Annotated in this window: 16 protein-coding genes; 10 read left to right on the top strand and 6 right to left on the bottom strand. The window is 35.8% G+C overall.

The features are described from left to right. Positions 1 to 13: 13 nt before the first annotated feature. The gene (locus ACXAGS_RS10440) at positions 14 to 379 is read right to left on the bottom strand and encodes a PUR family DNA/RNA-binding protein (RefSeq protein WP_474906587.1); all 366 of its coding nucleotides are present in this window, start codon (positions 377 to 379) and stop codon (positions 14 to 16) included. Between the two features lie 82 nt (positions 380 to 461). Continuing rightward, positions 462 to 2,210 carry an ABC transporter ATP-binding protein gene (locus ACXAGS_RS10435; protein ID WP_474906585.1) on the bottom strand — a complete coding sequence of 583 codons (1,749 nt, stop codon included), beginning with the start codon at positions 2,208 to 2,210 and terminating at the stop codon, positions 462 to 464. A 172-nt stretch (positions 2,211 to 2,382) separates the two neighbouring features. Here ACXAGS_RS10435 and nusB point away from each other — a divergent pair, with 172 nt between their 5' ends. The 4 genes from nusB to ACXAGS_RS10415 all read left to right on the top strand — a co-directional run bounded on the left by nusB (position 2,383) and on the right by ACXAGS_RS10415 (position 5,596). After that, a complete protein-coding gene (gene nusB, locus ACXAGS_RS10430) occupies positions 2,383 to 3,330 on the top strand; it encodes a transcription antitermination factor NusB (protein ID WP_474906584.1) in 948 nt (315 codons plus the stop codon). Positions 3,331 to 3,369: 39 nt separating this feature from the next. After that, positions 3,370 to 3,855 (top strand): DUF1573 domain-containing protein, encoded by a 486-nt coding sequence (locus ACXAGS_RS10425; protein ID WP_474906583.1) that lies wholly within the window; start codon positions 3,370 to 3,372, stop codon positions 3,853 to 3,855. Positions 3,856 to 3,864: 9 nt separating this feature from the next. After that, positions 3,865 to 4,152 (top strand): preprotein translocase subunit YajC, encoded by a 288-nt coding sequence (yajC, locus tag ACXAGS_RS10420; RefSeq protein ID WP_474906582.1) that lies wholly within the window; start codon positions 3,865 to 3,867, stop codon positions 4,150 to 4,152. Between the two features lie 100 nt (positions 4,153 to 4,252). After that, positions 4,253 to 5,596: a Gfo/Idh/MocA family oxidoreductase gene (locus tag ACXAGS_RS10415; protein WP_474906581.1), complete on the top strand. Its 1,344-nt coding sequence runs from the start codon at positions 4,253 to 4,255 to the stop codon at positions 5,594 to 5,596. Between the two features lie 5 nt (positions 5,597 to 5,601). On the opposite strand, the gene ACXAGS_RS10410 is transcribed toward ACXAGS_RS10415, so the two are convergent. Continuing rightward, a complete protein-coding gene (locus tag ACXAGS_RS10410) occupies positions 5,602 to 6,192 on the bottom strand; it encodes a YdeI/OmpD-associated family protein (protein ID WP_474906580.1) in 591 nt (196 codons plus the stop codon). After that, positions 6,185 to 7,426 (bottom strand): peptidase T, encoded by a 1,242-nt coding sequence (gene pepT, locus ACXAGS_RS10405; protein WP_474906939.1) that lies wholly within the window; start codon positions 7,424 to 7,426, stop codon positions 6,185 to 6,187. The genes ACXAGS_RS10410 and pepT overlap by 8 nt, the downstream gene beginning before the upstream one ends. Positions 7,427 to 7,525: 99 nt before the next feature. Between pepT and ACXAGS_RS10400 the strand changes: the two genes are divergently transcribed. After that, positions 7,526 to 7,942, top strand: coding sequence for a hypothetical protein (locus ACXAGS_RS10400; RefSeq protein ID WP_474906579.1), 417 nt, complete (start codon positions 7,526 to 7,528; stop codon positions 7,940 to 7,942). Between the two features lie 57 nt (positions 7,943 to 7,999). Further along, positions 8,000 to 9,040 (top strand): quinone-dependent dihydroorotate dehydrogenase, encoded by a 1,041-nt coding sequence (locus ACXAGS_RS10395; protein WP_474906578.1) that lies wholly within the window; start codon positions 8,000 to 8,002, stop codon positions 9,038 to 9,040. Here ACXAGS_RS10395 and ACXAGS_RS10390 read toward each other — a convergent pair. Next, positions 9,033 to 9,416 (bottom strand): Dabb family protein, encoded by a 384-nt coding sequence (locus tag ACXAGS_RS10390; protein WP_474906577.1) that lies wholly within the window; start codon positions 9,414 to 9,416, stop codon positions 9,033 to 9,035. The genes ACXAGS_RS10395 and ACXAGS_RS10390 overlap by 8 nt on opposite strands. Before the next feature lie 64 nt (positions 9,417 to 9,480). On the opposite strand from ACXAGS_RS10390, the gene ACXAGS_RS10385 reads away from it, so the two are divergent. The 4 genes from ACXAGS_RS10385 to ACXAGS_RS10370 are packed head-to-tail and all read left to right on the top strand — an operon-like array spanning position 9,481 to position 12,557. Further along, the gene (locus tag ACXAGS_RS10385; protein ID WP_474906576.1) at positions 9,481 to 10,107 is read left to right on the top strand and encodes a LysE family translocator; all 627 of its coding nucleotides are present in this window, start codon (positions 9,481 to 9,483) and stop codon (positions 10,105 to 10,107) included. A 16-nt stretch (positions 10,108 to 10,123) separates the two neighbouring features. After that, entirely contained in the window at positions 10,124 to 10,993 is an 870-nt protein-coding gene (locus ACXAGS_RS10380; protein ID WP_474906575.1) for a hydroxymethylglutaryl-CoA lyase, read from the top strand. A gap of 17 nt (positions 10,994 to 11,010) precedes the next feature. Next, the gene (locus ACXAGS_RS10375) at positions 11,011 to 12,102 is read left to right on the top strand and encodes a TonB-dependent receptor family protein (protein ID WP_474906937.1); all 1,092 of its coding nucleotides are present in this window, start codon (positions 11,011 to 11,013) and stop codon (positions 12,100 to 12,102) included. An 11-nt stretch (positions 12,103 to 12,113) separates the two neighbouring features. Then, on the top strand, positions 12,114 to 12,557 hold the full coding sequence (locus ACXAGS_RS10370) for a heme-binding domain-containing protein (RefSeq protein ID WP_474906574.1): 444 nt from the start codon (positions 12,114 to 12,116) through the stop codon (positions 12,555 to 12,557). A gap of 34 nt (positions 12,558 to 12,591) precedes the next feature. Here ACXAGS_RS10370 and ACXAGS_RS10365 read toward each other — a convergent pair whose 3' ends face one another. Further along, positions 12,592 to 12,837: a hypothetical protein gene (locus ACXAGS_RS10365; protein ID WP_474906572.1), complete on the bottom strand. Its 246-nt coding sequence runs from the start codon at positions 12,835 to 12,837 to the stop codon at positions 12,592 to 12,594. Between the last annotated feature and the right edge of the window lie 13 nt (positions 12,838 to 12,850).

Below are 12,850 nucleotides of genomic sequence, written 5' to 3'. Positions count from 1 at the left end.
AGGTTTTTAAGCCTTAAATATCATCAAAGCTTACATCTGTAAAGCTTTCTGCTGTACTGTTTTCTATTGGTTGCTCCTCTTTTTTGAAATCTTTTTGATGTCTTTCAGAGATAACTTCCATTCCTTTTTCATCAATTATGTAGTCCATCATCTCGTTCATAATTTCCCTAAACGACTCAAAATCTTCCTTGTAAAGGTATATTTTGTGTTTTTTGTAGTGAAATGAACCATCATCATTGGTGAATTTTTTGCTTTCTGTGATAGTTAGATAGTAATCCCCCGCTTTGGTACTTCTAACATCAAAGAAATAAGTACGTCTCCCCGCACGCAGTACTTTTGAGTAAATTTCTTCCTGTTCCATTAATCCTTTTTCGTTCATTTTGGTGTAGTGTCTGTTATTGAATTTGCTTACAATATTCTGTCAAAAATGTAAAAAAAATCATAATGTACCAACTTTTATGTTAATCTTTCTCTGTTAATTGATCTTCATAAAGTTGTTTGTAATACCCATTTACACCATTTAGTTCATTGTGGCTACCTTGTTGTTTTATGCTACCATTTTCCATGATAATAATGGTATCTGCATTTTTTGCGGAAGATACCCTGTGGCTTACAATCAAAGTAGTAGTTTGCTGCGCCGCTTTCTTTAAATTCTTTAATATTTTTTCTTCTGTCTCTGTATCTACGGCAGACAAACAATCGTCAAAAAGATAAATTTTAGGCTCTTTAATAAGTGCTCTTGCAATAGAAACCCGTTGTTTTTGGCCACCACTTAAGGTTATGCCACGTTCTCCCAAAATGGTGTCATATTTTTTTGCAAAACCAATAATGTTTTTGTGTACAACAGCTTGTTTGGCTTTAGCTTCTATTTCTTCTTGCGTGGCGTCTTCTTTGCCAAACCTAATATTATTGGCAATTGTATCTGAGAAAAGGAACGCATCTTGTGGTACGGCACCAATACTGTTTCTTAAGCTATCTAGGTTTAATTCTTTAATAGGTGTATCATCTATTAAGATTTCTCCGGAATCTACGTCATAAAGACGGGCAACCAAATCCAGAATGGTAGATTTACCAGAACCGGTTTTTCCTAAAATAGCCATGGTTTTACCAGGCTCTAAAACAAAAGAAACGTTATTTAAGGCCTTTATACCCGTATCTGGATAGGTAAAGCTTACATTTTTAAACTCAATTTTACCAATAATGGGTGTAGTTTTAGTTGTAGTGTTAGTAATAGTTGGCGTTACCTCTAAAAATTCGTTTATTCTTTTTTGGGAAGCTTCTGCACGTTGTACTATAGAAGTTAACCACCCAACTACAGCCACGGGCCAGGTAAGCATATTTACATACAAGATAAATTCTGCAATAATTCCCAAGCTAACTTCTCCTGCCAGATACTGTTTTCCACCAATGTAGATTACAAAAATATTGCTCACTCCAATTAGTAGAATCATTAAAGGGAAAAACCAAGCGTTTACTTTGGCTAAATTCATACTGGTATTTTTTCCTTCCGTAGCCAATTGGGCAACATCTGCGTTTATTTTTGGCTCTAAACCATACGCTTTTATCACGGCAACACCAGAAAAAGATTCTTGGGCAAAAGTAGATAGCGTAGAAAGGTATTCTTGTACTTTGGTACTACGCTTATGTATTATTTTACTTATTTGATAAATTAAAACAGACAAAATTGGTAAGGGTACCAAGGTATAAAATGCTATGGTAGGGGCCTTCATAAACATTAACGGAATAAGACAAACAAAAAGCGTCAAGGTTTGCATGCCGTACATTATTGCCGGGCCACCGTACATTCTAACTTGGGTTACATCTTCACTTATACGGTTCATTAGGTCACCAATGCGGTTTCTCTTATAAAAGTCCAAACTTAGTATTTGGTAATGATCAAATACTTCGTTCTTTAAGTCATACTCAATATATCTAGAAACGTTAATTATGGTCTGCCTCATTAAAAAGGTAAATAGTGCAGATAAAAGGGCGGTTCCTATAATCACCAATATGTATTGCAACAACAAATCATTAGCAGTTGCCTTGTCAATATCGTTAGTGGTCAACTTTTCAATTACGTTAATAGATTTGCTAACGTAAGAGGGCATTACCAAAGAAAAAATTCTAGCAATTATGGTAATTAATACACCCAAAAACAATTTGAGCCAGTATTTTTTAAAGTATTTATTTAGGTGTTTTAATGCTTTCATCAATACCTTTTAAAAGGAAGTTTTGCGCTTGCAAGATGCCAAAGATAGTTTTTACAGGCCAAAACAAATGTTATAAAACTAATAAGATAATGTGGTAACATAGGAAGAGTAAGAATATAACATTACTTTTGCAGCGTGAAAAAGAGTCCTAATCAAGAAAAAGTTCTTTTAAATGCTTACTAGAAGGCACATTAGAGTAAAGGTGATGCAGTGTATTTATGCATTAATACAGTCCAAAGAAGAGTCTTTGGAGAAACAACAAAAGTTTTTAAATGTAAGTATTGCCAACGTGTATAGTCTGTACTTACTAATGTTGAGTTTGCTTTTAGAACTAAGGGAACTTGCGGAACAACATGTTACTGCATCCAACAAAAAATACATTTCAGATAAAAACGATGCCTACCCGGATAAATCCAAATTTGTTAATAATCGTTTATTGGTTCAACTGGCAGAAAATGCCGCTTTAAAAGAAGCCTTAGAAAAAAGGAAGCTTAACAATTGGTACCTAAATGAGGAATATGTAAAAATTATTCTGAAAGATATTACCGAAAGTGAAGTCTATAATAAATACATGAGTGAGCCCTCTTCTAGCTATGCTTCAGACAAAGAATTGATTATAAAACTATACAAAGAGGTTATTGCGCCCAATGACAAGATATATGAATATTTTGAGGACGATAAGCTTACTTGGGTAGATGATATTCCTATTGTGAATACCTTTATTGTAAAGTTGCTAAAAAAGGCAAAAGAAGATGATACCTTCAGCTATTTTCTGCCTAAGTTGTTAAAGGACGAACAAGATATGACCTATGCAAAGGATTTATTGTCTAAAACCTTATTGCATAATGCGGAATGGGAGTCTATAATTGCGGAAAAAACACCAAAGTGGGATACAGACCGTATAGCGGAAATTGATCATATCTTATTAAAAATGGCAATATGTGAGTTTTTGCATTTTGCTTCTATCCCAGAAAAGGTAACCATTAATGAATACTTAGAAATTGCTAAAGAGTACTCTACCCCAAAAAGTAGCATCTTTATTAACGGTATATTGGATAAAGTAGTAAGGGAATTTAAAGAAACCGGTAAAATGCAAAAAATAGGTAGGGGTTTGCTGTAAAAAGGAAATTATTATTTTTGAATATCTAAAATTTAAACCATGAAAAGAGTATTGTATGTTTTTGCCGTAGGGGCAATGTTAATAGGCGCTACTTCTTGTAAAGACAAGGCTAGCACTAAAATTGTAGCAGACAATGTAGAGACGGCCAGTACAAGAGATGAAGCCTCTAAGAAAGTACCTGTAATGCAGTTTGATAAGTCTGAACATGATTTTGGTACCATTGAAAACGGAACACCACAAGAAACAATCTTTAAGTTTACTAATACAGGAGACGCACCACTTATTATTACAGATGCAAAAAGTAGCTGTGGATGTACGGTTCCAGAATACCCAAAAAACACACCTATAGCCCCAGGAGATTCTGGAGAGCTATTGGTAAAATTCAACGGAACAGGTCAAAACCAAGTAACTAAGACAATTACGGTTACGGCCAATACGGCAAAAGGTTCTGAATTGTTGAGAATTAAAGCGTTTGTAACGCCAAAAGACGGAGCTGCTATTTCGGTTCCAATGAAAAACGGATAATTAAATTTAATGGAGCAATTACAACAGTTTTTTCCGCTACTACTAATATTTGTTGTGGCTTATTTTTTTATGATAAGACCACAAATGAAACGTCAAAAAGACGAGAAAAAGTTTGCGGCCGAGTTAAAAAAGGGAGATAAAATAATGACCAAAAGTGGTCTTTATGGTAAAATTGTAGATTTAAACGATAACGATAATTCTTGCATCATAGAAACTATGGCAGGAAGGTTAAAGTTTGATAGAGCAGCAATTTCTATGGAAGCCAGTAAAAAGTTAAACCCTGTAGCTAGCAAGTAGTTCTTTTAGCTCAAAAAAAAAGATAAGCACCTATTTTTTAGGTGCTTTTTTTATGCATTTAATTTTATGTGTAACTTATACACCTGAAAAACAAGACCAAATGCATACTAGAAGAAATTTTTTAAAAAATTCTGCAATGGCTACTGCTGCTACGGGTGTAAGCTTTCTGTTTCCTGTAGAGCTGTTGGCCCATATTAGAAAAAGAATAAGCCCTAATGATCAAATACAAGTTGGTTTAATTGGTTGTAAAGGCATGGGCTTTTCTAACCTTTTATCCTTATTAAAGCTTTCAGAAATACAAGTTGTTGCGCTTTGCGATGTAGATAAAACCGTCCTAGGGCAGCGCACGGCAGATTTAGAAAAGGCAGGACTAAAAAAGCCTAAATGGTATACAGATTATAGGAAACTATTAGAAGATAAAAATGTAGATGTTGTTGTCATTGGAACACCAGACCACTGGCATTGTCTGCAGTTAGTAGATGCACTTGCGGCCGGCAAAGACGTTTATTGTGAAAAACCGATTGCGAATAGTATTGCCGAAAGTAACGCCATGTTGCACGCGGTTAACTCAAATAATAAAATTGTTCAAGTAGGGCAATGGCAAAGAAGCCAACCACACTTTGTAGATGCTATAAACTACGTGCATTCTGGTAAATTGGGTAAGATTAGACTTGCCAAGGCCTGGGCATACCAAGGATGGATGAAACCGGTACTTGTTGTTCCAGATACTAAGGCGCCGGCAGATGTGGACTATAAGATGTGGTTAGGACCAGCAAAAAATAGACCTTTTAACGCCAATCGTTTTCACTTTAACTTTAGATGGTTTTGGGATTATGCAGGCGGGTTAATGACAGATTGGGGCGTACATTTAATAGATTATGCACTGTATGGTATGAAAGCCGGTACTCCAAATTCGGTAATGGCATTGGGCGGCAAGTTTGCGTATCCAGAAGATGCTTCAGAAACCCCAGATACCTTACAAACTGTTTATGAATATGATGATTTTTCTATTCTATGGGAGCATGCCACGGGTATAGATGGTGGTAATTACGGCCGTAACCATGGTATTGCGTTTATTGGTAACAATGGAACTTTAGTCTTAGATAGAGGTGGTTGGGAAGTAATTCCAGAAGATGATAAGCCCGATTGGAGTACTAATTTAGGACCAAAGATTGAAGCTGTACCATTGCAGACCAATCAAGGTAATGGATTGGACTTACATACTAAGAATTTTATTGAAGCGGTAAAATCTAGGGATAAAAGTAAGCTTAACGCTCCAATTGAAGTGGGTTACAATACGGCACTAGTTTGCCATATGGGTAACATAGCCTACAAAACGGGACAAAAAGTTAATTGGTTAGCCACAGATGGTAAATTTACCCAAACCGAAGCAAATACTTTGATTACTCCGGAATACCACAACAATTGGGTCTTGCCAAAATAATACTATCAACGGTATTGGTCGTTAAGTCCAATACCGTTTTCAATCAAAGGTATTATTTTCTCTAGGCGAGCAAGTTTGGTTTTTTCTTGTTTTGCACTGCTAATAAATTCAGAGAATTCTTTCTGTTTGTAAGGCGTAAAAGCATCAAATTTTTTCTGAATATTATTTGTCTTTAGACAGCTTAGTAAAAGTTGTGGTATTTCTAATTTGTTGTTTTTTTTAAAGGCAACCAAAACCTTACCTTGTTTGTGCTTGGCAATTGCCTCATTGAAATATTGTTTAACCAGCGTTTTGTCTATAGAAGAAATATCTGATATTTTCCAATGCCTCATAGCTTTGGTCTTCCCTTTTTGAGCATTTTCTAACAGGTTTTCAGGATCATCCATAAAGGCCCCATTGTAAAACCAGATACCAAAGTGATTTTTAAATCGGCAAATACCAAAGACGTTTTTGTTGTTTATGGTGTAAACTGGCATACCCCATTTGCAACATTCTTCTGCTTCTGTCTCTAGTGCTAATTTTCTAAGAATGGCAATAGCATTAGAAAAATGATGTGGTTCGGCATAATAAGCATCAGCCGTTTTACTTTTATTCATCTTTAGAGAGGTTACGAGCAGTAAGTTCGCAAATTTTTACAATTACTTCTACTGCTTTTTGCATGCTTTCTAAAGGTACATATTCATATTTGCCATGAAAATTGTGTCCGCCAGCAAAAATATTAGGGCAGGGTAGCCCCATAAAACTTAACTGGCTTCCATCTGTACCGCCTCTAATTGGTTTAATTATGGGCGTAATACCAATCTCTTGCATAGCCTCCTCTGCAATGGATACAATATGAAATACAGGTTCTACTTTTTCCCTCATATTTCTATATTGTTCTTCTATCTCAACACTAATAACCTCCTCTGAAAAGTCTGCATTTAACTTTTTGGCTATAGCCATTAGCAAATCTTTTCTGGCATTAAAGTGTTCCAAGTCATGGTCACGAATAATCAATTCAATTTGGGCGTTTTCTATTGTTCCTTCTATATGGTGTACATGAAAAAAACCTTCTCTATCCGTTGTTTTTTCTGGCACTTCGTTTGGTGGCAGTAGGCTTAAATACTTATTTGCAAGAGTAATTGCATTAATCATCTTATTTTTTGCATACCCAGGATGTACGCTTTTTCCCTTAAAGTTTATGGTAGCACCCGCGGCATTAAAGTTTTCATACTCTAGTTCTCCAACTTGGCTACCATCCATGGTATAAGCCCATTCCGCTCCAAATTTGGCCACATCAAATTTATGGGCACCACGACCAATTTCTTCATCTGGCGTAAAACCTATTCTTATTTTTCCGTGTTCTATTTCGGGGTGTTCAATTAAATATTCCATAGCGGTTATAATTTCAGTTACGCCCGCCTTGTCGTCTGCGCCTAATAAAGTTGTACCATCTGTTGTTATCAAGGTTTGCCCTTCATATTGTTTTAAATCTTCAAAATAATCCGGGGATAGAACAATATTCCTAGTGGTGTTTAAAACTATATCCTTACCATCATAGTTTTCTATAATTTTAGGTCTAACATTAAAACCACTAAAATCAGGACTTGTATCAAAATGGGCAATAAAACCAATGGTGGGTACGTCTTTTTCGGTATTACTGGGTAACGTTGCCATGATATAGGCATTTTCATCAATAGTTACCTCTTGCATACCTATCTGGTGTAATTCTGTAACCAATTTCTTGGCTAAATTCCACTGTTTGTCCGTACTAGGCGTAGTGTTAGATTTAGGATTACTTTGTGTATCTATTTTTACATACTCTAAGAATCTGGATAGTAATTTTTCCATTAAGAGGTTTTTCATCAAAAATAAGGTTTATTCGGTCGGATTTCTTCTAGTCAACACTAAAAGTAGTGTATCTTGCCCCACGTTTGAGAACACGTAATTATGAAAGGTCCGTTGGTGGCTTTATCGCTATTTTTTCTTTTTAAACTAAATGCTCAAGATTGTTTATTGGGTATAGGCGGTAAAGACGATATGGTTATTATACAAACATTTAAGCTTACCGAAGAACAACAGGAAAATTTAAAAAACTGGGGTGCGGAATTAAAGTTTAGAAACGAGATGTATACCAATAGGTTAAAAAATGTCTTACGAAACTACCCTACGGAAACCTTGGAAGATTTAAAGGTTCGTGCACAAAAACATAGTGATTTATTAGATAGTATGGAAGCTAATATGCGTTTGTTAGATAAGCGCTTATTGGGTTTGTTCAATGTGGAGCAGTATAATTTATATGTGTCTCTTTGTAATCAAATACAAAGGGTACCTATTTATACCAATGTGTCTCAAAACAAAAATTAAGTTAAAAATAACCTAGCATAATTAGAGTTTCTATTTTTGCAAAAAATTAAGGCCTTAATGTATAAAGTTTTAATACGTCCTATTCTTTTTTTATTTGATGCAGAAAGTGCACACCACATTTCATTTTTCCTGATCAAGATTTTCTCAAAGCTAGGATTGACAAGTTTATATAAAAAACTATTTGTTAAGGAAGATAAGCGGTTAGAAAGGGAGGTCTTTGGTTTAAAATTTAAAAATCCTGTTGGTTTAGCTGCTGGTTTTGATAAAGATGCCAAGTTGTTCAATGAGTTTTCAGATTTTGGTTTTGGTTTTATAGAAATTGGTACCCTTACCCCTAAACCACAACCGGGAAACCCTAAGAAACGCTTGTTTAGACTGGTAGACGATAAAGCTGTGATTAACAGAATGGGTTTTAATAATAAAGGTGTTTTTGATGCTGTAGAACGATTAAAAAAACAACATAAGGTGCTCATTGGTGGCAATATTGGAAAAAATAAAGTAACTGCTAACCAAGATGCTGTAAAGGATTATCTAATCTGTTTTGACGCCTTATTTGATCATGTAGATTATTTTGTGGTAAATGTAAGTTCGCCTAATACTCCTGGTTTAAGAGAATTGCAGGATAAAAAACCGCTTACCGAAATTTTGGCGTCTCTTAAACGTCAAAATGAAAAATTAGCAGTTCAAAAGAACAGTAGTACCAAGCCAATTTTATTGAAAATTGCTCCAGATTTAACCAATGCACAACTTTTTGATATTATAGATATTATCAAGGATTCGCAGATAGATGGTGTTATCGCTACCAATACCACCATTGCAAGAGATAATTTAAAATCTCATTTGACGTTGGTAGAGGAAAAGGGCGGACTAAGTGGAAAGCCTTTGACCAATAGAAGCACTGAGGTTATAGAGTTTCTTCATTACCATAGCAACGGCAGCTTTCCAATTATTGGAGTAGGCGGCATACACTCAGAAGAAGATGCCTTGGCAAAATTGCGGGCAGGAGCTTCATTAGTGCAATTGTACACCGGTTTTATCTATGAAGGGCCTGCTTTAATAAAGCGTATTAATAAAGCTATTTTGGCGCAGGCTAATTAGTAACCCAGTAATCTACTACCAAAACATCTGCTAAATGGTCTTTAAGTAAGGCCCCAAAAGCTTTATGATCAGGATGTGGTAAATAAATAGCACGGTCCGCCTCACTTTTAAAGGTTAAAAAGAAACAATGGGTAAAGCCTTTAGCTAATCCTTCAGGACTATTGTTTGTGCCCCATTCAAAATCTTTTATTACGTGTATTTTATCGGGAAGGGCCTTAAAGGCCTGTTCAATCTCAATTATTTTTTTGGGTGTTGTATCAGGCTTAAATTTAAAAAGTACAACATGTCTAAGCATACTATCTTTTGGTTGGTTCATGGTTTGGGCATTTATGTTGCTTAAGGCACATATAGCAAATAATAAAAAAAGGTTTCTCATGATAAAAAATATTGAGGTTGTTGATAAAGCAACTTTTGTAAATTTAGCTTTTTAAAGTTTTCTATTGAATATTGAAATTTTACTAGCCTTTGCGGCCGCAACAGCCACCCTGGCAATTGCTCCAGGACCAGATAATATTTTTGTCTTGGTTCAAAGTATGACAAATGGTAAAAAGCAAGGTTTGGCGGTGGTAGCAGGTCTTATGTCTGGTTGCTTGGTACATACCACCTTATTGGCATTTGGCATATCTATTATAATAAGGGATAACCCATACTTATTTTGGATTATTAAGTTGTTTGGCGCTGCATATTTACTGTACTTGGCCTATAAAGTATACCGTGCCAAATCAGATATAGTATTAAATCTAAAGGTAAAACAAGCTACAACGGTTTGGCCGTTGTTCAAAAAAGGGTTTTGGATGAATGTGCTTAACCCTAAAGTAACCATATTTTTTCTCGCTTTTTTTCCCGGCTTTTTGTTCAGCGACAATCTTGCGCCATTTATTCAATTTTATATTTTGGGTTTTTTGTTTATACTGGTTTCCTCAATAATTTTTGGGGCCATAGCCATTCTTGCCGGCAGGGTTGGAGCTTATTTAAATTCTCATGAAAAAGCTGGTTTCTATCTTAAATGGATGCAAATAGTGGTATTTGTGGGCTTGGCAATGTATTTAGTAGGTACCGGTAAATAATGGTAATTTTGAAACAATGGAAAAAGAAGTGGTCAAAATTATAGAATGTCCTAGAGATGCCATGCAAGGCATAAAAACTTTTATACCAACGGCACACAAGATTAAATATATACAAGCCTTATTGGGCTGTGGCTTTGACACCTTGGATTTTGGCAGTTTTGTTTCCCCAAAGGCCATTCCGCAAATGCAAGATACTGCTGCCGTTCTAGCTGGTTTAGACCTCTCTAAAACCAAAAGTAAATTGCTTTCTATCGTGGCCAATGTAAGAGGGGCAGAAGATGCTAGTGTACACCCAGAGATTACCTATCTAGGTTACCCATTTTCTATTTCGGAAAACTTTCAAATGCGGAATACCCATAAGACCATTGCACAATCCGTAGATATTTTAAAGGCTATTTTAGATATAGCCGATAAAAGTAATAAAGAAGTGGTTACCTATATTTCTATGGGGTTTGGAAACCCGTATGGAGACCCTTGGAATGTGGATATTGTTGGTGAGTGGACAGAAAAGCTGGCAGATATGGGCGTTAATATTTTATCACTATCAGATACCATTGGTAGTTCTGATCCAGATGTAATTTCCTATTTGTTCTCTAACCTAATTCCAAAATACCCCAATATAGAGTTTGGCGCCCACTTACATACTACACCTGCAAAATGGCACGAAAAGGTTGCTTCGGCTTATGTTGCCGGTTGCCGAAGATTTGATGGTGCCGTGCAAGGATTTGGCGGTTGCCCAATGGCTAAAGATGAATTAACGGGTAATATGCCAACCGAAAAAATGCTTTCCTTTTTTACCGAACAAAAGGCAGAAACCAATGTAAACTGGATGGTTTTTGAGGCAGCTTATAACAAAGCCACCGAATTATTCAGTGCTTACCATTAAGATGAGATTATTTATTTATAATAAATTTTGCAACAGCAGATTTTCCAGATTATGAAAGACAGTCAGATTTTACCTTCCCAAATCTAAATTTTGCCATTTTTGGTGAGCATATTTTTAACCTAACCAATAAGTTTTCTGTTACACCCGGGTTTAGATGGGAGTATATTAATACGAAAAGTAATGGAACGTATAAAAACATTGTAAAAGACTTAGCGGGCAATACCTTACTAAACGAAGAAATTGCTGATAATAGGAATTTTGAGCGTAATTTCTTTTTATTAGGAATGGGCCTCTCCTATAAGCCAAATAACAATTTGGAATTCTACGGTAATTTTTCAGAAAACTATAGATCCATAACCTTTAGTGATATTAGGGTGGTTAACCCAAGCTTTCAGGTAGACCCTAATATTAGTGATGAGTCTGGCTTTACCGCAGATTTTGGTGCACGTGGTAGAATTTCAAATGTTTTAACCTATGATGCTAGTCTATTTGGTTTGTATTATGATGACCGTTTAGGTGAGATATTAGAAGAAGAAACACGTAGCAACTCAGAAGGGGAAGAAGTGCCAACAGGTCGCATTGTTCGTAAACGGGGTAACATTGGTACCGCCTTTATTTATGGTTTAGAGGCTTTTGCGGATGTAAACTTAAAGTCGTTGCTTAATTTTAAATCGGAAAAAATTAAGCTCAACTATTTTGCCAACATGGCATTAACAGCTTCGGAATACATAGATAGTGAAAGAATAGGAGTAGCGGGTAAAGAAGTAGAATTTATTCCAGATGTGAATTTGAAAACAGGGCTAAGCTTCGGTTACGGCAACTTGTTGGGGAATTTGCAATACACGTATTTGGGGCCACAATTTACAGATGCTACTAATGCAGCACAAGATAAAACTGATAATCAAAGAGGAATAGAAGGTGCTATTCCGTCTTATGATATATTAGATTTTTCTTTATCCTATACCTATAAGCGATACAAGCTAGAAGCAGGAATCAATAATGTTTTAGACAACTCTTATTTTACACGTAGGGCAACAGGTTATCCAGGACCCGGGATTATACCTGCTGAACCCAGAACATTTTATACTACCTTGCAAATCAAAATTTAAAATAACCAACCATGTTTAAGAAGTTAGCACTAGCGCTTTTAGTTATACTAATTGCCATGCAATTTTATAGACCAGAAAAAAATACTTCTGAGGGCAATGTAGTTGTGGCATTTGAGGTAGAAACAATGCCTAATGCTGCGGTAAAAACTATTTTAAGGCAAAATTGTTATGATTGTCATAGTAACAATACGATTTATCCATGGTACGCAGAGGTAGCACCAATTTCTTATATGATTGCCGACCATGTGGAGGAAGGCAAAGAACATTTTAATGTGTCTGATTGGTCTCAGTGGAATATCAAGAAGAAAGACCACAAATTAGATGAATTGATAGAAGAAGTGGAAGAGGGGCATATGCCAGAAAACTCATATACTTGGTTGCACGGCAATATGTCAGAAGCAGAAGTAGAATCTCTAATAAGTTGGGCTAAAGAGGCCAGAACAAAATTAAAATAAAGAAAAAGGGAGGTAAAACCTCCCTTTTTGTATTCTAAGCCATTGCCAAAGGTGCCCAACTAGAACAACTCATTTCGGGAGCTGCCTTTGCAGGATGTGCACAATCGGCTGTATTAAATCTTGAGCAAGTACCACAAGTCATATTCATTTTTAAGGCCTGTTGCATGTTAAAACTATCACACGTGTGTCTTTCGGTAACCTTAGTGTGGTGTTGCGTACAGGTATGATCGTTCTGAAAATTGGTGCAATTGGCACAATTGCTTGCTAATCTTATAGGCATAACATTTCTTTTT

Source organism: Croceivirga sp. ABH4_376, assembly GCF_056160685.1.
The sequence above is the reverse complement of the archived record's forward strand: the minus strand, read 5'-3'. Positions and strand labels throughout refer to the sequence as shown.